18 protein-coding genes are annotated in these 20,863 nt (G+C 74.3%); 13 read left to right on the forward strand and 5 right to left on the reverse strand.

Annotation, left to right across the window (positions count from 1 at the left end; genetic code table 11):
- Positions 1-24: 24 nt before the first annotated feature.
- Positions 25-1,146, forward strand: coding sequence for a type III PLP-dependent enzyme domain-containing protein (locus tag Dvina_RS27400; RefSeq protein WP_246655354.1), 1,122 nt, complete (start codon positions 25-27; stop codon positions 1,144-1,146).
- Here the strand turns inward: Dvina_RS27400 and def are convergent.
- Positions 1,118-1,615, reverse strand: a complete 498-nt coding sequence (gene def, locus Dvina_RS27405; protein ID WP_223092211.1) for a peptide deformylase — start codon at positions 1,613-1,615, stop codon at positions 1,118-1,120. The two genes, Dvina_RS27400 and def, sit on opposite strands and share 29 nt — an antisense overlap.
- Before the next feature lie 113 nt (positions 1,616-1,728).
- Between def and Dvina_RS27410 the strand changes: the two genes are divergently transcribed.
- Complete coding sequence (locus tag Dvina_RS27410) at positions 1,729-3,492, forward strand: substrate-binding and VWA domain-containing protein (protein ID WP_223092212.1); 1,764 nt, start codon at positions 1,729-1,731, stop codon at positions 3,490-3,492.
- On the opposite strand, the gene Dvina_RS27415 is transcribed toward Dvina_RS27410, so the two are convergent.
- Positions 3,489-4,898: an IucA/IucC family protein gene (locus Dvina_RS27415; protein WP_223092213.1), complete on the reverse strand. Its 1,410-nt coding sequence runs from the start codon at positions 4,896-4,898 to the stop codon at positions 3,489-3,491. The two genes, Dvina_RS27410 and Dvina_RS27415, sit on opposite strands and share 4 nt — an antisense overlap.
- Positions 4,899-5,054: 156 nt before the next feature.
- Here Dvina_RS27415 and Dvina_RS27420 point away from each other — a divergent pair, with 156 nt between their 5' ends.
- From Dvina_RS27420 to Dvina_RS27445, 6 genes are all read left to right on the forward strand, one after another.
- A complete protein-coding gene (locus tag Dvina_RS27420) occupies positions 5,055-5,420 on the forward strand; it encodes a hypothetical protein (protein WP_223092214.1) in 366 nt (121 codons plus the stop codon).
- 166 nt (positions 5,421-5,586) lie between these two features.
- Positions 5,587-5,961, forward strand: a complete 375-nt coding sequence (locus Dvina_RS27425) for a nuclear transport factor 2 family protein (RefSeq protein WP_223092215.1) — start codon at positions 5,587-5,589, stop codon at positions 5,959-5,961.
- A 330-nt stretch (positions 5,962-6,291) separates the two neighbouring features.
- Positions 6,292-6,555, forward strand: a complete 264-nt coding sequence (locus tag Dvina_RS27430) for a ribbon-helix-helix domain-containing protein (RefSeq protein ID WP_223092216.1) — start codon at positions 6,292-6,294, stop codon at positions 6,553-6,555.
- The gene (locus Dvina_RS27435) at positions 6,552-6,953 is read left to right on the forward strand and encodes a hypothetical protein (RefSeq protein ID WP_223092217.1); all 402 of its coding nucleotides are present in this window, start codon (positions 6,552-6,554) and stop codon (positions 6,951-6,953) included. Before Dvina_RS27430 ends, Dvina_RS27435 begins: the two co-directional genes overlap by 4 nt.
- Before the next feature lie 139 nt (positions 6,954-7,092).
- Positions 7,093-7,989, forward strand: coding sequence for a hypothetical protein (locus Dvina_RS27440; protein WP_223092218.1), 897 nt, complete (start codon positions 7,093-7,095; stop codon positions 7,987-7,989).
- Between the two features lie 865 nt (positions 7,990-8,854).
- Positions 8,855-9,595 carry a lysophospholipid acyltransferase family protein gene (locus Dvina_RS27445; RefSeq protein ID WP_246655355.1) on the forward strand — a complete coding sequence of 247 codons (741 nt, stop codon included), beginning with the start codon at positions 8,855-8,857 and terminating at the stop codon, positions 9,593-9,595.
- Between the two features lie 63 nt (positions 9,596-9,658).
- Here the strand turns inward: Dvina_RS27445 and Dvina_RS27450 are convergent, their stop codons facing one another.
- Positions 9,659-10,210, reverse strand: a complete 552-nt coding sequence (locus tag Dvina_RS27450; RefSeq protein ID WP_223092219.1) for a LuxR family transcriptional regulator — start codon at positions 10,208-10,210, stop codon at positions 9,659-9,661.
- 147 nt (positions 10,211-10,357) lie between these two features.
- Positions 10,358-12,895, reverse strand: coding sequence for a helix-turn-helix domain-containing protein (locus tag Dvina_RS27455; protein ID WP_246655356.1), 2,538 nt, complete (start codon positions 12,893-12,895; stop codon positions 10,358-10,360).
- Positions 12,896-13,149: 254 nt separating this feature from the next.
- Here Dvina_RS27455 and Dvina_RS27460 point away from each other — a divergent pair, with 254 nt between their 5' ends.
- From Dvina_RS27460 to Dvina_RS27475, 4 genes are all read left to right on the forward strand, one after another.
- Entirely contained in the window at positions 13,150-14,637 is a 1,488-nt protein-coding gene (locus Dvina_RS27460) for a dynamin family protein (RefSeq protein WP_246655357.1), read from the forward strand.
- 152 nt (positions 14,638-14,789) lie between these two features.
- Positions 14,790-15,668 carry a nucleotide exchange factor GrpE gene (gene grpE / locus Dvina_RS27465; RefSeq protein WP_223092222.1) on the forward strand — a complete coding sequence of 293 codons (879 nt, stop codon included), beginning with the start codon at positions 14,790-14,792 and terminating at the stop codon, positions 15,666-15,668.
- Complete coding sequence (locus Dvina_RS27470) at positions 15,665-17,584, forward strand: dynamin family protein (RefSeq protein ID WP_223092223.1); 1,920 nt, start codon at positions 15,665-15,667, stop codon at positions 17,582-17,584. Before grpE ends, Dvina_RS27470 begins: the two co-directional genes overlap by 4 nt.
- Before the next feature lie 12 nt (positions 17,585-17,596).
- A complete protein-coding gene (locus Dvina_RS27475) occupies positions 17,597-18,388 on the forward strand; it encodes a hypothetical protein (protein WP_223092224.1) in 792 nt (263 codons plus the stop codon).
- A gap of 81 nt (positions 18,389-18,469) precedes the next feature.
- Here Dvina_RS27475 and Dvina_RS27480 read toward each other — a convergent pair whose 3' ends face one another.
- On the reverse strand, positions 18,470-19,984 hold the full coding sequence (locus Dvina_RS27480) for an Hsp70 family protein (protein WP_223092225.1): 1,515 nt from the start codon (positions 19,982-19,984) through the stop codon (positions 18,470-18,472).
- A 105-nt stretch (positions 19,985-20,089) separates the two neighbouring features.
- Between Dvina_RS27480 and Dvina_RS27485 the strand changes: the two genes are divergently transcribed.
- On the forward strand, positions 20,090-20,851 hold the full coding sequence (locus tag Dvina_RS27485) for a glycerophosphodiester phosphodiesterase family protein (RefSeq protein ID WP_223092226.1): 762 nt from the start codon (positions 20,090-20,092) through the stop codon (positions 20,849-20,851).
- Positions 20,852-20,863: the final 12 nt, after the last annotated feature.

A 20,863-nucleotide genomic window follows, 5' to 3' on the forward strand; every position in this document is an offset into this window, starting at 1 on the left:
GGCCCCCGGCCGAACGGAGTACGGGTGTCACCGAGCCCACATGTGACCCGGGCCGCCCTGGCCGGGCCGCTGCCCGCATACCTGTACGACCTGGGCGTCGTCCGGGCCCGGATCGGGCAGCTGCGAGGGGCGCTGCCGGCGGGGACCCTCGTCGCGTACGCGATGAAGGCCAACGGCCACCCCGACGTCGTGCGGGCCGCGGCGCAGGCCGCCGACGCCCTCGAGGTCGCCTCCGCCGGGGAGCTCGACGCGGCGGCCGGGCTGGGGGTGCCGCTGATCCTGTCGGGGCCCGCGAAACCCGACGCGCTGCTGCGCCGGGCCGTGGACGTCGACGCGGTCATCAACGTGGAGAGCCTCCACGAGCTGCGGCGCATCCCCGGCCGGGCCCGGATCTGCCTGCGCGTCAACCGCGCCCACGCCGCCCTGCCGGGCACGCACCGGATGACCGGCGGGCCGACCCAGTTCGGGATCGACGAGGCCGACCTCGGCGCCGCCCTCGGCCTGGCGCGCCGCCACGAGCTGCTCGGGTTCCACCTGCACGCCGTGTCGAACAACCTCGACGCGGCCGCGCACGCCGCGTACATCCGCGACTGTGTCACCTGGGCCGCGGCCCGCGGCGGCGGCTGGGTCAACACCGGCGGCGGGTTCGGCGTCGACGTCACCGGCCGGGCCGCGTTCGACCTGGACGCCCTCGCCACCCTCCGCAGTGATCTTGATCTCCCGGCGGGGATGACGCTGCTCACCGAGCCCGGCCGGTACGTGGCGGCACCGGCGGGCTGGTACGCGGCCGAGGTCGTCGACGTGAAACGCTCCCACGGCACGTGGTTCGCGCTCGTCAAGGGTGGGACGCATCACTTCCGGCTCCCCGCCTCGTGGGGCTACAGCCACCCGTTCACGGTCGTGCCCGTCGAGCGGTGGCCGTACCGGTGGCGCCGCCCCGAGGTCACCGGCGCGGCGGTCACGGTGGCGGGGGAGCAGTGCAACCCGCGTGACGTCCTGGCCCGCGACGAGCCGGTGACGCGGCTGCGGGCCGGGGACGTGCTGCTGTTCGCCAACACCGGCGCCTACGGGTGGGAGGTCGCCCACCACGACTTCCTGCGCCTGGACCCGCCCCGGTTCACGATCCTGGACGAAACAGCGCCCTGACCGCGCGCAGCGCCTGCCGGCGCGGGTCGCCGGTGAGGGTGTCGACGAACAGGACACCGTCGCAGTGGTCCGTCTCGTGCTGCAACGCCCGGGCCAGGAACCCCGACCCGGTGACCGTCACCGGGTCGCCGTGCTGGTCGGCGCCGGTGACGGTGACCGTCTGCGCGCGGGGGGTGGGGAAGGCCAGGCCGGGCAGCGACAGGCACGCCTCGTCCCCGGTCTGGACCCCGGCCCGGGCGGTGACCTGCGGGTTCACGACATGGCCGCGGCCCTGCGCCGTCGCGTACACGAACACCCGCGCCGCGACGCCGACCTGGGGCGCGGCCAGCCCGGCCCGGCCCGGTGCGGCATCGAGGGTGTCGAACAGGTCCGCGACGAGCGCGTGCAGGGCGGCATCGAACACGGTCACCGCCTGCGCCGGGCGGCGCAGGACCGGGTCGCCGTAGCGGCGGATGATCTGGGCGCTCACCTGCGCAAGGGTACGTGCGGGGCGGCCCGGACCCGGCTTGACAAGGGCCTACACTATGCCGACTTCCCACCCCCGGAGGCACTGCCATGGCCCACCCGGCCACGCGGGCAGACGTGCGGTCACACCGCCGCGGCCCAGGTCACGACCGCTTTCGATCCACCCCGTGGATCATCGGCGGGCTCGTCGCCGTCCTCGCCGCCGGTGGCGGCTGGCTCACGTACCACCGGCTCACCGGCAGCACCTGCACCGGGTCGGTCACCGCGACCGTCGTCGCCGCACCGGCGACCGCGACGCTCCTGGAGGACCTGGCGACGAAGTGGTCGTCGACGGACCCGACCGTCGGCGGGCTGTGCGCGCACGTCGCCGTGTCCGCCCGCGACACCGCCGGCACCGCCCAGGCGCTGGGCACCGAGTGGGACGCGAAGACCGGCACCCCACCCGACGTGTGGGTCCCCGACTCCTCCGCCTGGGTGCGGCGCGCCTCGACCGCGGCGATCGCCGAACGGATGATGCCCGACCTGCAGCCCAGCCTCGCCCGGAGCCCGTCGGTGCTGGCGATGCCCGAGCCGATGGCCCGGGCGCTGGGCTGGCCCGACACCGACATCACCTGGCAAGAGATGATCAACAAGGTGGCGGCGGACCCGCAGGGCTGGGCGAAGTACGGCAAACCCGGCTGGGGCGCGTTCAAGTTCGGCATGTCCGACCCGCTGCAGTCCACCGCCGGGCTCCTCGCGCTCATGGCGATGCTCGACGGCAACGACGACGGTGAGGTCACCCCCGACGAGCAGGCGACCCTGGCGAAACTCAAACAGGAACGGGCCCTCTACACCGCCACCACCGGGCAGCTGCTCGACGGGCTGTCGAAGGCCGACCAGGCCGGCGCCGAGCAGGGCCTGCAGTACGTGTCCGCGTTCCCCGCCCTCGAACAGGACGTCCTGACCTACAACAAGGCAAACCCGCACACCCCGCTCGTGGCCGTGTACCCGTCCAACGGCAGCGCCGACGCCGACAACCCGTACCTGATCCTGGAGGCGCCGTGGGCGTCGAAGGACAAGCAGGAGGCGGCGAAGGCGTTCCTGACGTTCGCGCGCGGGCCCGAAGGGCGCAAGGTGTTCCTCGACGCCGGGTTCCGCGACCCGAACCGCGAAGCGGGCCCGGCCCTGTCCGGGTCGACGTTCGCCGCCCGGATCAAGACCGTGCCCCGCGCGGTCCTGCTGCCCGAGTCGGTCAAACAGTCGATGGACACCTGGACCGCCCTGACCCGCCCCACCAACGTCCTGCTCGTGCTCGACGTGTCCGGGTCGATGAACGAGCAGGTCCCCGGGACCGGCAAGACCCGCATGCAGCTGGCCAAGGACGCCGCCCACGGCGCCGTGGCACTGTTCGACGGCGACGTCGACGCCGGCCTGTGGGTGTTCTCCACCCGCCAGAACGGCACCACCGACTACCGGCAGCTCGTCCCCATCGGCCGCGTCGGCGACCAGGTCAACGGCAGGCCCCGCCGCGAACAGATGACCGCCTCCATCGACCGGCTCGCCGCGACCGGCGACACCGGCCTCTACGACACCGCCGCGGCCGCGCAGCAGGCCGTCGCCGACACCTTCCAGCCCGGCGCCACGAACCTGGTCGTGCTCATGACCGACGGCAAGAACGACGACACCACCGGCGGGCTCAACCTCGACCAGCTCCGCGAGAAGCTCCAGGCCAACGCCGCCGGCGACCGGAAGGTCCCGATCGTCACCGTCGGCTACGGCAACGACGCCGACTTCACGTCGCTGCAGGAGATCTCCCGCGTGAGCGGCGGCACCCTGTACACGTCCAAGACCGCGTTCGACATCAACGAGGTCCTCCTCACCGCCATCTTCGGCCGGATCTAACCCCGCAGCGGGTTCGGGACCCGGCACCACCTGTCCTGCAGCGGGTCCGGGGCGAGCCGCATCGCGGTGGTCGCCTTCAGCGGCCAGTCCCGCCGCAGGATCACGTCGCGGTCCGCACCCGCCGCACCGGCCCGGACGGCGTCGGTGACGTGCTGCCACAGGCCCGGGTCGGCGAGGGCCGCGACGAGGCTCGCCAGGACCGTGCTGCCTGCCGCCGCGAGCAGCTTCGTGCGCAGCGCGTCCTCGTCGTCGGTGGGCAGCGCACCGATGAGCGGCGGCATGACGTGCCCGGCCCGGCGCAGCCGCCCCGGGTGGACGTGGATGCCGCCGAGGTCGCGGTAGTACAGCCGCACCGGCGCACCCGCGACGACCTCCACGAGCAGGTTCTGCCCGTGCGCCTCCAGGGCCACACCGTTGGCGAGCAGCTCCAGCAGCGGCGGCACCATCAGCGCCACGAACTCCCGGAAGAACCGCGGCGTGAGCAGGTCCGGGCGGTGGGGGAGCAGCGCCACCGGCAGCACGTCCGCGCCGGGCGGCGGCCCCGCCCGCCACACCGCACCCAGCGCCCGCTGCGGCACACCGGCGTCGTCGAGGACCGTCCCCGCCGACCGCTCCGCCAGCACACCGAGCTCGGGGGTACCGGCGGTCAGCGCGACGAGCAGCGCCGAGGCCAGGGGACCGTTGTGGACCGCCGCCGCCGACAGGGTCCGCACCGCGCTGGTCATCTGCACCTCCACCGCCGTCTTCACATGCCCGCCGGGGACCTCCAGGGTCCGCAGCGACATCAGCGGCCGGGCCGGGATCTCCACCCCGGTGTCGGTGACCAGGCCCGTGGCGAGGGCCCGGGGGAGCTGCCACGGGTGGACCGGGAACCGCGGCGGCACCGGCACCCCCGACGTGCGCCACCGGCCCGGGTCCGTCTCCACCACCCGCAGCCGCACGTCCGGGTGGTGCTCCGGGGCGTAGGCGAGGACGTCGAGGGTCGACAGGCCGATCCTGGTCCGGCAGCACGGATGCAGCGGATGACCGTCCACAATCGACTGCTCCGCCCCGGCCAGCCCGCCGAACGGGCTCGGCGGCGCCGTCATCGCCAGGGCCAGGTTCGCGACGCTGTTGTCGAGCTCCACCCGGAACCCGGCGGCGAGGCCGAGCGCCGCGGCGAGGGTGCCGGGGTCGGTGAACGCGGCGCCGTCGGCGACCACCCGGTGCAGCGGCGGGCCGAACAGCGGCGGCGGCGCACCGCCGAGCCGGGCCGGGTCGATGACCTGCTCCCGCCACAGCGCACCCCACAGGCGGGTGAGCACCGCGGCGCGGGCCGGCGGTACCGCCGCCGAAAAACGCGGCAGGAGATCGGGCCGGTGCGCGTCGAGCACCGCGGCGGTCGCGGCGACGTCGGGGGCGTCCACCCGGCGAGTCTAGAGAGGCGCCCGCGACGGCTGGGAATCGCATCGTCCGTTCGGCCCAATGTGTCAGCGCCAACCACCCGGCTGCCCGTTCACCTGCGGAAATGCTGTGATGTACGCGAGGATCAGCTTGGAGCACGGACGCTTCGGGAGGCCAATATGGAGATTCGACAACTGACGGCCAGCACGCCGGCCGCCGCCCCGCCACCAGCACCACCGAAGACGGCGGTGCCCGGCGCGGCGACCAACGCGGCCGTGGAAGCGCCCGCACCCCCGCCGAAGGGCGGCCTGCCCGCATCGCAGCAGGTGCTGAGCAAACTCACCCCCGGCGACCGCGCCGCCATCGCCGGCGCGACCGGCTACCACCTGTCACCGACGGGCGCCGTCACCAACGTGTCGGGTGCGGTACCGCCCTGGTCGTTCATCATGGCGTTCGCGGCCTCCCGCACCGCCGGGCCCCCCGACGACACCGTCAAACCCGACAAGGCCGCCGACGACGGCGGCCAGATCGACGTCACGGTCTGATCCGGCCGGCCCCGAACGCACCGGGGATGCGCCGGCACGCCGACGGCCGGCGCATCCCGTCACCAGTCTGCACGCGCACCGCGCCCGGTTACGGTCCGGTTTCGGGGTGTAAACAACGACCGGTGGGGCGTTGACCGCACCGGGGTCCGGCCCGTGTCATGGTGGTATGACCACCGACGTGCAGCACATCGGCGTGCAGTACTCACAGCTGCTCACCACGATCGACAAACGCGACTGGACCGGCCTGGCCGGCCTCGTCACCGACGACGTCGTCTACCACCGTCCCGGCTGCCCGCCCATCGAGGGCGCGGAGCAGTTCGTCGCGTTCTACCGCCGCCGCTGCATCGTCTCCGCCGGGCGGCACCACGTCGACCGGTGCGTCACCGCTGACGGGCCGGACGGGCAGGGGTTCTGCTGGGGCCGCTTCGACGGCATGTCCCACGCCGGGGTACCGCTCAACGAGATCTTCGCCGACTGGTACGAACTGCGCGGCGGCCGCATCGCCCGCCGCCGCACCTTCTACTACCGCCCGGCCATCTAGTGCACGAATAACGCCGGGGTCGCCTGTCGGCCCCGGCGTTGTTCCACGCCGTCTGGTTGACATAATGTACATTATCGAACATCCGCCGGGTACGGTGGCGGGGGCCGATATGTCGGGCGCTGGCGCGCCACGACATATCGGATTTTTCGCCCGACGGGGTATCCGCCCGTCGTTGCGCGGCTTTGGCACCAGGCCGACGGTGGCGCTGGTCACGGACGGTTGCGGATCTCCGGTCGTCCGGGGCGGGACGGCGCAGGTGGGCACGAACGCTGACCCGTTCGGGTGACGGCACGCTAGGTGATCGTCGTATGCGGGCGATACCCTGGCCGTATGCGTGAGGTGCGCAAGGAGCGGGTGACGGTGACGATGCCGGCCGACGACGCCGCGGCGGTGCGGCGGTTCGTGGACTCGGGCGGCGCGGAGTCGGTGTCGGCGTACGTCGCCGAGGCGGTCCGGGGCCGGCTGGCCCGGGACCGGGCCCTGCTGACGCTCAACGAGCTGTACGCGCAGCGGGGGGTGCGGCTGGACCCGGAGCACCACGCGTGGGCGCGTGAGGTGCTGGGGGTGGCACCCGCGAACGGGACGGTGTCGTGACCGCGGTCGGGGGGCGAATCCTGGACAGCTCCGCGATCCTCGGGTTCGTGGCGGGCAAGCCGTACAGTTCGGCGATCGTGTGGCACGCCGTGGATCAGGGTGTGGTCCTGGCGGTCCCGGCGGCGGCCCTGGCCGAGGCGTGGGCACAGACGTCGCCGAAAGACTATGACGTGTTGAAGGTACTGCTGAGCCTGCCGGTCGTGGTCGTCGACGAGCTGACGGCGGCGGACGCGGTGGACAGCGGGGCGTTGTTCTCCGGTGAGGGCGGCCCGGCGACGGTGGCGGCGGCGCACGTGGTGCGGCGGGCGCAGGCCCGGCCGGGCTGGGCGATCGTCACCGACCGGGCGCAGCTGCTGCGGGAGCTGGACCCGCAGGCGGAGATCGACGAGCTGCCGTAGCGCCCCTCGGGAATGCGAATATTTCTGCCGCTGTGTGGTGGGCGGGTCTGTCGTACGGTGTGTCGCGTTCGGAAAATGTCGTAGGTGGCTGGTATGACTGTTCCGACACATGTTCGATAGCTGGGTTGGGGAGGGTGCGATGGTTGCCGCGCGGACCGCGGCCAAGGGCTTGTCGACGGTGGATCTGGAGCAGATCCGGGACACCCTCGCGGCCGGCCGGAAACCGAAGGTCGTGTTCACCGAGCAGGCCGGGCAGATCGCCGGGCAGCTGGGCCAGGTCGTCGCGCTGACGGACCCGGAGCTGTCCGACGAGTGGGTCGTGGTCCGGTTCGGCCGCGACGAGTTGCCGTTCTCCCCCGCCGATCTGGCGATTGCACCGAAGACCACGGCGGCGAAGCGTGGTGCCGCCGCCGTGCCCGCACCTCGTGAGGAGAGCTCTGTGCCAGCCGCTTCCGTTGCCGACTCCCCCGCCGCCGTGACCTCAGCCGCGGCGCCGGACTCCCCTGCCGACGCCGCTGCGGCGTCCTCCTCTTCACCTGCCCCGGACGCCGGCGGCGGGTCCGATGTGGGCTCGGCTCCCGGTTCGGACCCTGCCGGGTCGGGCTCGGCCGCGGCGGCGGGCTCGGGTTCGGGCGGTGCCGGTTCGGCTTCGGCTGGGTCGGCGGCCGGGTCCGGTGGTGATTCGTCCGATTCGTCGGGTTCGGGGGAGTCGAGGCCGTCCTCGAGCAAGCCGCCGGCGAAGAAGACCGCGCCGAAGGCGAAGCCGCCGGCCGGGCTGACCGTGACGCTCGCCTACGCCGACGGCGAGTGGACGGTCGCGGCGAACCAGGGCGCGAAGGCGCTCGCGAAGCCGTACGTGATCAAGGCCGGCGAGGCGCTGAAGATGGTCGCGATGCTCGACGTGCCCGGCGTCCACGAGGCCGTCGAGGAGATCGTGTCCGCGGCCCGCGCCGAGGCCGAGAACCAGGCCGAACGCCTCCGCGCCGAGCTCGCCGAGATCGAGGCCCGCCTCGCCGAACTCCGCGAGGCCGAGTAGCGGCGGGCCCCGGCTGCGGTACGACGACCGCAGCGGGGGCACGCCGGCCGGTCCCCGGGACCGCTGTGGAGCCGCAACGCTGCATAGCCGGAGCGTCGGATTGACGGATTGCGCGCGGCTGCGGCGCCCTGGGGTGTCACGGTCGCGGGCGCCGGACACTGTCGCCGCGTGCCGCGCCCGTCGGGGGCTGGACTCGCTGGAGTGCAGCCGGTGCTTCGGCGCCGACGGCCACTCCTTGGCTCGGCGCGGCGCCCCGCCTCCGGGCCCGTGGGAGCGACGGCGGCCAGCGCCGGGAGCGCCCCCGTCGGCAGCGGACCCAGCCACGCCGACGGCCGGGGCGCCGGCGCGCTGAGGTGTGGGGCGCTGACGTGTAGTGCGGTGCGGCGGTGGATGTGCGGGCGCGGTGGTGTCGGCGGTGTCGGCGGTGCGCTGGTGAGGATTGGCCGACGGGATGGTTCGCGGGCAAAGGGGTTGACGCTACCGTTCTCGGGGTCGGGACCAGCGCGGAGAACGGAAATCGGACGTGAGTGACGGGGAGCCGGCGCGGATCGGCGTGGACGCGGCCGCGGCCGCGGCCGCGGAGCGGGACATGGTTCCGGCGCAGTCCCGAAAGGCCCTCGACGGTGCCGGCGGTGATGGTGCCGTGGACGGTACTGCCGCCGATGGTGCTGCCGGCGACGGTGGTGGCGCTGCACAGGTGGTGACTCCCCCGGCTGCGCGGATGCCCCTGGATGCCCGGGTCCCGACTTCGGTCCTGGACCGTGCGGCGGACCGCCCCGCGCACGCGGACGGCCCGGGACACGGGAGCGGTTCGGGGCGGGCGGACGGTGCAGGGCTTCGCGGCGCGCAGCGGTGGCGCACGCCGGTGACGTGGAAGGTGCTGCTCGGGGCGGCGCGGGTCGTCGTGTGGCCCGTCGCCCGGCTGCGGGTCACCGGTGCGCTGCCGCAGCGGCTGCGGGGCGGGCCGGTCATTCTCGCCGTCAACCACATCGGGCCGTTCGACCCGGTGGCGGTCACCGCCGCGTGCCGGGTGGCTCGGGTCGCGCCGCGGCTCATGGCCACCGGCGGGCTGTTCAAGGCGCCGGTCGTCGGGGCGGTGATGCGGGCGTCGGGGCACATCCGGATCAACCGGCGGCAGGCGAACGTCGCCGACGCCGTCGACGACGTGACGCGGGCCCTCGCGGTGGGGTCGCATGTGCTCGGGTACCCGGAAGGGCGGATCACCCTCGACCCGGGAATGTGGCCGGAGCGGGGCAAGACGGGGCTGGCCCGGGTCGCGCTCGCGACCGGGGCGCCGGTCGTCGCGGTCGCGCAGTGGGGGGCGCACGAGGTCGCGGCGTGGGGCGGGTTCGGGCCGACGGTGCGGGCGCTGGCCCGGGCGCTGGTGCGCCGGCCGGTGGTGCGGGTCCACTTCGGCCGGGTCGTCGACCTCGGCGGGATCGAGCCGGGGGCGCCGGGTGCGGCGCAGCGGGCCACCGACCGGATCATCGATGCGATCACCGCGGAACTGCGGGAGTTGCGGGTCGACGAGCCGCGGCTGCCCCGGTACATCGACCCGGTCCGGCCGTTGAGCGTGCAGCGGCGCCACCGGCCCAGCGGACGGTGACCATCCGTCGCCCCGGCAGCACATGAGCGGGGCCCGTGCACGAGCACGAACGGCTGCCCGGGGTTACGCGCCCTCGCGGCGCATGCGCAGGTAGGCCAGGACGGCCTCGCGGGTGGTGCGTACGCCCAGGACCTCGCGGGCTTCGGCGATGCGGCGGTTCGCGGTGCGCAGGGACAGGAACTCGGCCGCCGCGGCCGCCGCGATCGTCTCCCCGCCGGCGAGGCGTTCGAGGAGGGCGCGCTGCTCGGGGGCGAGGACCGGGCCGCCGGCGTCGTCGGCGGGTTCGGTGCCGAGGTCGGCGTCGGGGTCGGTGGTGACGGGGCCGATGCGGGCCAGGTCGGCGAGCAGTGCCCGGCCGATGTCGGCGGTGGTGTCGCTGATGGCGACGATCCCGGCGCCGCGGGCGGCCGCGTAGAGGGCCAGTTCGGCGGTGTCGCTGTCGGCGATGCGGCCGTAGAGGGCGAGGCGGGCGTCGGTGACGTCCCATGCCTGGTCGGTCAGGGCGAAGCCCTCGCGGGTGGTCCAGCCGGCGCGGGCGAGGCGGCGCAGCACGGCGGTGGCGTCGGCGCCGGACGCGACGACGTACCGGGGTGCGAGCGCGGGGTCCCCGGTCATCGGCGGGCCGCGGGTGTAAACATGCGCCCACCATGCGATGAACGGGCCGTCGCGCACAAGACCACAGCGTTACTCATCCACAGTCCTCAATGGCCGCCGGAGTGGGCGCCTTGTGCCCGTTTCCGCCGGCTCGCAAACACAATGCCGTCACTGGCCGAGCTCCTCGATGGCGAGGGCGGCGGCCTCGGTGCGGGTGCGGGCGCCGAGCTTGCGCATGCCGGAGCGGATGTGGGTCTCGACGGTCTCCCGGGAGATGCCCAGCTGCCCGGCGATGCGGCGGGTCGGCTCGCCGTTGGCGACCAGGCGCAGCACGTCGCGTTCGCGGTCGGTGAGCTCGTCGCCGGCGCGGCGGCCGCGGGTGTCGCGGCGGATCGAGTGCCGGCGCAGGGCCCGGCGGGCCCGGCCGAGGAGCACGACCAGGCCGGCCTCCTCGGCGAGGCGTTCGGCCTCCAGCAGCGGCGGCACCGCAGCCTCCGCCCCGTCCTCGAGGAGGCCCTGGGCGAGCAGGCAGCGGACCTCCTCACGGCGGGCGAGCTCGTGCCAGGCGGCGGCGGCCTCGGCGAAGCGGTCCGGGGCCTTCCACGCCTCGAGTGTCGCCTGGACCGGCGGGAGGGGCGCGGCGTCGTCGCCGCCGGCGTAGGAGGTGCCGGCGTCGTAGGCGGCCCAGCGGGCGGTGATGCTGCGCAGCCCGTCGACGAGCGGCGTCGACCCGGCCGCGGCCGGTGGGGCGAACGCCTGGTCGGGGCGGCCGTCGAGCCACGCCGCCTCGCGGGTCACCCAGTCCAGGACCGGGGCCGCGGACGCGGGCCGGTTCTGCAGGGCCTCCAGGCGGGCCCGGGCCGGGGCGAGCAGGCCGCCGTCGGCCTCGGCGAGGCTCGCGGCGGCCACGGCGTAGCCGCGGGCGAGGGCGGGCAGGGTCCGGTCGGCGAGGTCCCCGGCCCGGCGCACGACCTCGTCGATCTCGGCGCCGCGCAGGGCGTCGCACCACAGCTGCGCGGCCAGGAACCGGGTCTGCCAGCTGTAGGCGAGGTCCCCGGCGCAGGCGGCGGCGGCCGCGGCGGCGGCCTGGGACGCCTCGGCGAGGCGGGCGTCGGCGGTGAGGGTCTCCACGAGCAGCCACGCCGACCAGCGGGCGGCCAGGGCGTCACCGGCCTGCCCGGCCGCGGACGCGGCGGTGGCCAGGCCGTACTCCCAGCCGGGCTGGCGGGTGCCGGCCCGCACGGCGGCGATCGCGGCGCGCAGGCCCGGGTGGGCCGGGGCGTCGCCGTGGACCTTGAGCAGCTCCTCGGCCCGGGCGACGGCGCCGCCGGGGTCGGTGGTGAGCATCGACAGCAGCCGGATGCGGTCCCGGCCGCCGAGGACGTCGGCCGGGGCGTCGTCCGGGACGGCCTCGACGGCGGCGGCCGCGGGGACGGGGCTGCCCTGCTGCAGGAGGGCCTCGCCGCGCAGGACGGCGGCGACGGGGTCGGTGGTGGCCGGGTCGATGACCCGCAGGCAGGAGCCGGGCCGGCCGGCGGCCAGGGCGGCGCGGGCGGCGGCGATGCGCACCTGCGGCTCGGCGTCGACGCCGGGCAGGTCACAGGCGAGCAGCAGCAGCTCGGCCCGGTCCCCGGACGACTCGGCGGCGGCGGCCGCGGCCACGGCGACCTGGTAGGCCTCCGCGGCGGCGCCGGCCGCGGCGAGGTGGCGGGCCGCCTCCCGCGGCGGGACGAGGGTGGCGAGGCGGCGGTGCAGGGCCGCGCGTTCGGCGGTGTCGAGCAGGCCCGCGGCGACCTCGGCCGTGTACGGGGAGACGGGGGCGGCGACGCCGTCGGTGAGCTCGACGAGGCCGGTCTCGACGAGCTCGGTGAGGCCCTCGCCGAGGACGGTGGCGGTGACGGGCCGGCCGAGCAGGCCGAGGGCGGCCATGGCGGTGCGGGCGGGGCGGGTCAGGTCGGCGAGGGCACCGGCGACGGTGTAGGCGAGGCCCTTGTCGAGGCCGTCGCCGCCGTCGCGGGGGGTGCCGCCCTGAGCGACGTGCTTGGCGAGGGCGACGACGGCGAGGGGTACGCCACCGGCCCGCCGGACGAGGTCGGCGACGACGGTCGGGGACGCGGACGGGGCGAGCTGGCGCACGAGGGCGGCGGCCGCGTCGGCGGGCATCGGCGGCATCTGCAGCCAGGCGCCGGACCGGTCCGCGGCGGCGCGCAGGGCCCGCTCGGCGTCGCCGGGGAGCCGGTGCGGCGTGCGCAGGGTGACAACTATCCGACAGTGCTCGGCGATGGCCGGGAGCGCGGCGACAGTCAGCGGATCCGCCCACTGCAGGTCGTCGAGGAGTAGCAGGCCGTGACGGACGCGGGAGCGGACGGCCTCGGCGAGCAGCGGCGCCTCATGTGACGGGAGTCGCACCCGCACCGCCCGCGACAGCGGCAGCGCCGGGACGCCGCGCAGCATGGCCAGGGCCCCGCCGCTGAACACGGGCCCGCGGAAGGACTCCCCGAGGCGCTTGAGCACACCCGTGCGGCCCGTCCCGGGCGCGCCGGCGATGACCACCAGACCCGGGTTGTGCAGGGCGTCCACCGCCGCGGCGAGCAGCTCGGCGGGCGGCCACACGGCAGGAACGCTCGCCCGGCCCACGACCGCGGACACCACCGCCGGCCCGGCCGCCTCGGCGGCGACGGGCTCTTCAGTCGGTGCCTCAGGCACGGGAAGCCTCCATTCCTGGCACGAACATGGGATCCTGCGCGCGCAGGATATTCGTAATGTGTGTGCCGTACGTGCGTGACATGACGGTACTGATTGCACCCAGGAGCGAAGAATGAGCGAGGTCCACCCCTTGGACACCCGAGGGTACGTCGGCATTGTGGCTGAAACGACCGGCCTCGCGCAGTCGGTGATCGGTCTGTGCCCGGCGTCGAAGCGGAGCTGACCCCGTGGCTCCAGGACCACTCAGCTCCCGTGTGGGCGATCTCTGCGGCGAGGTCGGCAACCGGCTCGGCGGGGCCGCGCAGGCCCAGGTCGTCGACGTGCGGCGGCGCCTCGGCGAGCCGCTGCGGGTCGCGATCGCCGGCCGGCTCAAGTCCGGCAAGTCCACGCTCGTCAACGCGCTGATCGGGCGGCGGGTCGCCCCGACCGAGGTCGGCGAGTGCACGCGTATCGTCACCCAGTTCCGCTACGGCACCTCCGACCGTGTCGACGTCGTCAAGCGCAACGGCGCCCGGGTCAGCCTCCCCCTCGACGAGGCCGGGATGATCCCCCAGCGCCTCGGCGTGCCCCGGCACGAGGTCGCCTACGTCGACGTCACGCTCACCAGCGACCACCTGCGTGACCTGACCGTCGTCGACACGCCCGGCCTGTCCTCGGCCAACACGTCCGTGTCCGACCAGGCCCGCCGGTTCCTGTTCTCCGAGGCCCCGATCGACGACGACCTCGACTCCGACTCCGCCGGGGCCCTGTCCGGGGCCGAGGCGATCATCTACGTGTTCACGCAGTCGGTCCGCGAGGACGACGTGCAGGCCCTCGAGGCGTTCCGGTCGATCTCGGCCCGGCTGTCCAGCAACCCGATCAACTCCCTGGGCCTGTTCAACAAGGTCGACAAGCTCGCCGGCGGCGGCATGGACCCGTGGCCGATCGTCGCGCCGCTGGCCAACGACCAGTCGAAGGTCTTGCGCCGGGTCGTCTCCGACGTCGTGCCGGTGGTGGGGCTGCTCGCCGAGACCACCGAGGCCGGCCGGCTCACCGCCGCCGACTGCGAGGCCCTGCGCCAGCTCGCCGCGCTCCCCCAGGGCGAGCGGACCGTGCTGCTGGCCTCCGTCGACCTGTTCACCAGCCGTGAGTGCCCGGTGACCCGCGAGTCGCGGGAGCGGCTGCTGCGGCTGCTGGACCTGTACGGGATCAGCTTCGCCATCGCCCAGCTGGTCGCGAAGCCCACCCTGGCCACCGGGGAGCTCGTCCGGATGCTGTTCCAGGCGTCCGGGTTCCCGCGGCTGCGCCAGACCCTCGACCACGCGTTCCGCTGGCGCACCGACGCGATCAAGGCCGGCTGGGCCCTGTCGAGCCTGGAGAAGATCGCCAGCCACGCCGAGCGCCCGCACGACCGGGAGCTGCTGCGCGACGCGATCGAGCGGGTCCTGCAGCAGCCCGAGTCGCACCGGCTGCGCCTGCTGGAGGTCGCGCAGCTCGTCACCACCGGCGCCGTGGACCTGCCCGACCAGATGGAGGGCGAGCTGACCCGCCTGGCGCTGTCCAACGACCCCGGCTGGATCCTCAACCTGCCAAGCGCCGACCGCGACTCGATGGTCCGCGCCGCCCTGGACGCCGCCACCCGCTGGCGCGCCTACGCGGTCGCTGGGGCCAGCCCGTCACAGTCCCGGGTTGCGCTCGTCGCCCACCGTGGTTTCTACCTGCTGTCGCAGCGCATCCGCGGCGGAGGGGCAAATGTCCGGTAACGCGAACGACAACCGGCCGCAGCAGGCCCGCGGCGGTGGAGCAAATGTCCGATAATCACACGAACAGCCGTCCGTCCGGTCCGCCGGCCGGACGGTCACCAGCCATTGCGCGCTCAGCCCATAACCGAGGCCCCCACCCCCAGGAGCCGAAGATGTCCTCCAACAGCCTGCGCCTGCTCGCGGTCGCCGTCGCGCTCGTCATCGCGGTGCTCACCGGCGTGGCGACCGGTCTGCTCGGCGGCGCCCCGAACTGCCCCGCCCAGACCGTCACCGCGTCGGCCCCGGCCGTCGACGGTGCCGCCGGCGCCGCCGGTGCGGTCAAGGCCGGCGAAGGCGGCACACCCGAGCAGCCCGACGGCAAGGCCACCGCGCCCACGACGCTGCAGGCCCAGTCGAAGGCGTGCGACGCGCAGGAGTCCTTCGGCGTCAAGCCGGCCCTCGTCGCGTTCGTCGGGACCCTGTTCGTCGGCGCCGCCCTGCTGCTGTTGCTGCTGCTGTCGACCCGCGGCCGGGGCGGGTCCGCGCCGGTGTCGGCGCCGCCCGGCGCCGGCGGGCAGTCCGACGCCGACCGGCGCGCGCTCGTGCAGGCCACGATCTACGTGCGGGACCGGGTCACCAGCAAGGCCCTCGGCGACCGGCTCGGCGCCGCCCTGCACGACGCGGGCGTGACGACCCTGGAGCCGACCGGGGTCCGGTTCGACCCGGCCCACCACGAGGCGGGCGGCACCACCCCGACCAACGACCCCGGCCTCAACGGGCAGATCTCCGGTGTCGAGGTCCCCGGCTACGTCGACCGCGACGGGCGGGTCCTGCGGGCCCCGATCGTCACCGTCTTCCAGGCCGCGCGCAGCGCCGGCGGCGCCACCGGCGCCCACCCGACGGTGCCCCCGGCCACGACCGGGCGCCGCCCGGCCCAGCCCGGCACCGCGACCGGCCAGCACCCGATCGTCGCGCCGAACCAGCACACCCAGCCTGCGCCACCGACCCACCCGAACCAGACCACGCAGCCGCGCAGGGAGCAGCCACGATGACCACGACCCCCAACGCTCCCGCCGGTCAGGCGCCGAAGAAGCCCGCCGACCCGACCGCGGCGCTGGGCAAGCTGCTCAAGGCCGGCGTCGAGGGCAGCCTCGCCTACCTGCGCAAGATCGACCCGGACGCGGCCGCCGACATCGACACCGAACGGCGCCGCGAGGTCCAGCGACCCAAGATCGTCGTGGTCGGTGAGACGAAACGCGGGAAGAGCTCGCTGACCAACATGCTCATCGGCGTGCCCAACCTGTCGCCCGTCGACGCGGCCGTGGCCACCGCCTCCTACCTGGAGTTCATGCACAACCCGCAGCACGGCGCCCGGGCCTACATCCCCGGCCGCGAGGACCCCGTCCCGATCGGGCTGGGCGACCTGCGCGACTGGGGTACCGTCCTGGGCCGCATGCCCGACGGGATGCGCCCCCCGCGCCGGATCGAGATCATGCACTCGGCGCCGCTGCTGCAGTACCTGACGCTCATCGACACGCCCGGCACCGGCGGCCTCGACTCGATGCACGCTGAGGTGGCGATGGACGCGGTGGAGAAGGCGACGGCCCTGCTGTTCGTCGTCGACTCCTCCAGCCCGTTCTCCAAGCCGGAGATGAACTTCCTCATCGAGGCCAGCAAGAAGGTCAACTTCGTGCTGTTCGCGCTGACGAAGGTCGACGCCTACCCGGGCTGGCGCAAGATCCTCGACGACAACAAGGGCCAGCTGCAGACCCACGCACCCCGGTTCGCCTCCGCACCCTGGTTCCCGGTCTCGGCCCGGCTGGCCGAGCTGGCCATGCAGATGCCGAAGGACGCCGCCGCGGAGCTCATCCGCGAGTCGCGCATCGCCGAGCTGCAGCACGCCCTGATCGACCTGGCCTCCAAGGGCCACCTGCTGCAGCAGGCCAACGTGCTGCGCTCGGTGCGTTCCGAGTACATCCGCTTCGACCAGGAGCTCGGCGACCGGATGAAGGCCACCGACCCCGACCCGGCCGACGCCGAACGGGCCAAGGAGGAGCGCGCGCAGGTCGCCACCCGCAAGCGCACCGAGTCGCGGCAGTGGTCGCTGGCGCTGTCGACGGAGACCCAGCGGGCCCGGGTCGAGGCGACGTCCCGGCTGCGCAACTACATCACGCAGCTGCAGGAACAGTTCATGGAGAAGATCGACAAGGGCGGCCGCGGGGACATCTCCGACCTGCCGGCCGAGCTGGACAAGGCGCTCTACGCGCTGTCCGTGCGACTCTCCCACGACCTCGAGTTCCGCTTCCGCAAGGTCGGCGAGCGGGTCCTCGCGCAGGTGTTCCACCCGCACGAGCTCCAGCACGTCCTGCGCGGCCTCAACGCCCGGCTGCGCCACGCGCTCGGCACGAAGCCGCGGCGGGAGCAGTCCGGCGACGGCGCGATGGTCGTCATGTCCTCGGCCGGTATGGCGATGATGGCCGCCCGCGTGCCCGGCATGATCGGCGGGGCCGGCGCCCTCGGCGCGATCGGCCTGGCCGGGGCCGGGCTCGTCCTGCCCGTCGTCGGGGTCGGCCTCGGCCTCGCCGCCGGCGCCTACATGATCTTCAAGCGCAAGAGCATGGCCGACAAGCAGCAGGCCCGCCAGTGGCTGCGCGAGGTCCTCAGCGAGGCCCGGGCCGCCCTGTCCGACGAGATCATGCACCGGTTCACCGACCTGCAGTACGCGCTGACCCTCGCCCTCGACGAGGCCATCGAACGGCGGGTCAAGCAGCTCGACGCGCACATCGCGAACATCGACAAGTCCCTGGGTGAGGACAAGGCGGAACGAGCCAAGCGCAAGGCGGCGCTCAACACCGAACGGGAAGGTCTCCGGTCCCGCATCAAGCAGGTCGACGAGGTGCTCGTGCGCATCCGCGCGCTCACCCCGTCCGCCCCGGCCGATGCCGGCGCCGAGGCCGCCGAGGCGTAAGGGGGTCTGACGATGGACGGGCACTGGGAGTGGTCCGAGGGCGGCGGCGACGACGCCGACACCGCCGACCTCAACGGCGACGCCGGGCATGACCTGCACGGCGGGTTCGAGGCCGAGGGGTTCGAGGCGCACGGCGACTACAGCACCGACTTCGGCGGCGACGAGCACGGCCCCGGCGGCCACCTCGACAGCGGCCACGCCGGTGACGACCTCGAGGAGCCGCTCGGCACCGAGCACGCCACGGCCGAATACGACGAGTCCCTGCACGGCCACGACGACCTCGGCGGCCACGAGGACACCGGCCACGACGGCACCGGTGACAGCGGCGGCGACGGCGGCGACGGGGAGCACGACGTCCAGCTCGACGACCGGCACCTCGACCCCGGCCACGACGATACCGACTCGCACGAAACCGGCTCGCACGACACCGGCGACCCGGGCCGGCCGGACCACGACGGCGGCGCCGAGCACCACGAGGCCGCGTTCGGCGCCGACCCCGACGTCGACGCGTCCGCCGACGACCCGGCCTGGCACGACGTGCAGTTCCCCGACGAGCTGCACCTGCAGGACCCGCCCGCGCCCGTCGACGGGTTCCCGTGGACCGACGCCGACGTCCTCGGCGGCCCGGACCACAGCCTCTCCGCGGCGTTCGACCCGGCCGTCGAGCCCGGCACCGCCGAACCCGCCGGCCTCGCCGACTACGAACACCTCGACGTGCCGCCCGGCACCGACCCGTGGAGCCTCCTGCTCGGCTCGGAGGACCCGGCCACGAGCAGCCTCGCGACCTACTGGGCGCCGCAATAGGACAACGGCCGGACCAGACGACAAAGCGGCGGATTCGGTACTGACCGCCAGTACCAAATCCGCCGCTTGTTGCTTGTGCCGTTAAGCCAGTGCCGTCCACAACAGGATCACGAAGAGGATCGCGACCAGGACCAGCACGACCACGATCACCGCGATCCAGTTGCGCTCGGCCGCCTCACCCTGCTGCGCCGGCGCCTGCCGGGCCGCCTGGGGCGGGAACGGCCCGGGCCGGGCCGGGACCACGGGCTGCTGCACGACCGGCTGCGGCGCCGGCTGGGGCCGGAACACCGGCTGCTGCACGACGGGCTGCTGCACCACCGGCGGGCGCTGCACCACCGGCTGCTGCACCGGGGGACGCGCCACCGGCTGCGGCATGACCGGCTGACGGACCGCCGGAGACACCGGCACCCCCGACATCGGCGCCGCCGAGACCGGCGTGTGCTGCATCGGGGGACGCTGCTGCACCGGCGGGCGCTGCATCGGCGGCGGCGCGGTCGCGGTCCGCGGGGTGCCGGACGCCAGCTGCGGCGGGACGGCCGCGCCGATGCACAGCGCACCCTCCACCACGACCGTCTCCGGCTGCTCGAGGGTCGTCGGCGCCACCCCGAGCTCGGTGTGGATCAGGTGCGCCGCGAGGGGAATCCGCGACGACCCGCCGACCAGGAAGATCCCGACGAGGTCCTTCGGCTGCAGCCGGGCCGACTCGACCGCCCGGCGCAGGCACGCGACCGTGCGCTCCAGGTACGGCTTGACGAGCGTCTCCAGCTCCTCGCGGGTCAGGTGCGCGTCGATCTCCATCGACGGGAGGTGGATGTCCGTCGACGCGGTCCGCGACAGCATCTCCTTCGCCCCGCGGACGTCCTCGTAGAGCATCCGGCGCAGCCGCCGGTCCGACGCGTCGGTCGGGTTGGCCAGGGCCGCCCACTTCTCGGCGTGGCTCTCCTGGTAGGTCTTGCCGAGGTGCTCCACGATCGCGTGGTCGAAGTCGAGGCCGCCGACGTCGGCCAGGCCGTCCTCGGCGAGGACCTCGAACCCGGACTGGGTGCGGCGCACCACCGTCGCGTCGAACGTGCCACCGCCCAGGTCGTAGATGGCCAGGCTGCGCCCCACCGGGACGGCGGAGCCGAGGACCGCGGTGAAGTACGACGCCGCACCGACCGGCTCGGCGATCAGCCGCGGCGTGCCCAGCCCGGACAGCCGGCACGCCTCCATCAGCAGCGACCGGCGCCGCTCACCCCACCGGGCCGGGTGGGTCAGGCGCACCTCCTCCGGCGCACCGCCCAGCTGCCGCCGCGCCTCCGCGTTCACCTGCGACAACACGTGCGCGAACAGCCGCGGCACGGGCATCGACGTGTCGGCGATGAACACCTCGCCGTCGTCGATGCGCCGCTTCGGGTTGGGCTCGAACCGGGCCGGGTCCAGCCGCGCGTTACGCTCGGCATCCCGGCCGACGAGGACCTTCCCGTCGGTGTTGAAGTACAGGGCAGAGGGCAGCAAGGGGGAACCGTCGAACAGCAGCGGTCGCATCCGCAAGTCGCCCGCGCGGACCATCGCAACCGTGTTCGACGTGCCGAAGTCAATGCCGAGCACGCGCATGTGCGTCACCCTACCTGTGCCGTTCCACGCCCTGCGTCGGCCGTCAAGCCTGCCGTTCACCCGCCGCACGCGTGGAGTTGACCGAACAACCGGGATACTGGCCGCGTGAAGCAGGTCCCTTACCTCGACGCGCCCGGACCGCTGGGCTTCGCCCACCGTGGCGGGGCGGCGGCCGGTGACGAGAACACGACAGCGGCGTTCGCCCGTGCCGCCGATCTCGGGTACCGCTACATCGAGACCGACACGCACGCCACCGCCGACGGGGTCGCGGTCGTGTTCCACGATGACACGCTGCAGCGGCTCCTGGGGCGCCCGGGTCGGATGATCGACCTACGCTGGGCCGACCTGCGCACCGAGCGCGTCGGCGGCGCCGCGGCCGTCCCCCGCCTCGACGAGGTCCTCGACGCCCACCCCGGCATCCGGTTCAACATCGACGCCAAGACCGAGCACGCGGTCGCCCCGACCGTCGAGGTGATCGAGCGGCTCAAGGCCCACGACCGGGTCCTGCTCGCGTCGTTCTCCTCGGCCCGGCTGCGCCGCCTGCGCCGCCTCGCCGGGCCCGCCGTCGCCACGTCCATGGGGATGCGGGAGGTCGCCGCCCTGTACGGCTCCTACCGCCTCGGGCGCCGGTACACGCCCCTGGAGGCGGTCGTCGCCGTGCAGATCCCGCCGCGCTACGGCCGCCTCGCCCTGGCCACGCCGGCGTTCGTCGGCTACTGCCACCGGATGGGGCTGCAGGTGCACCTGTGGACGATCGACGATCCGGCGCAGATCGCCCACTTCCTCGACATCGGCGTAGATGGCATCATGACCGATCAAATCTCGGTGCTGCGCGAGGTGTACCTCGAGCGCGGCATCTGGCCGTAGAAGGGTCGTTGC

Source organism: Dactylosporangium vinaceum (assembly GCF_019904175.1).
Classification (GTDB): domain Bacteria; phylum Actinomycetota; class Actinomycetes; order Mycobacteriales; family Micromonosporaceae; genus Dactylosporangium; species Dactylosporangium vinaceum.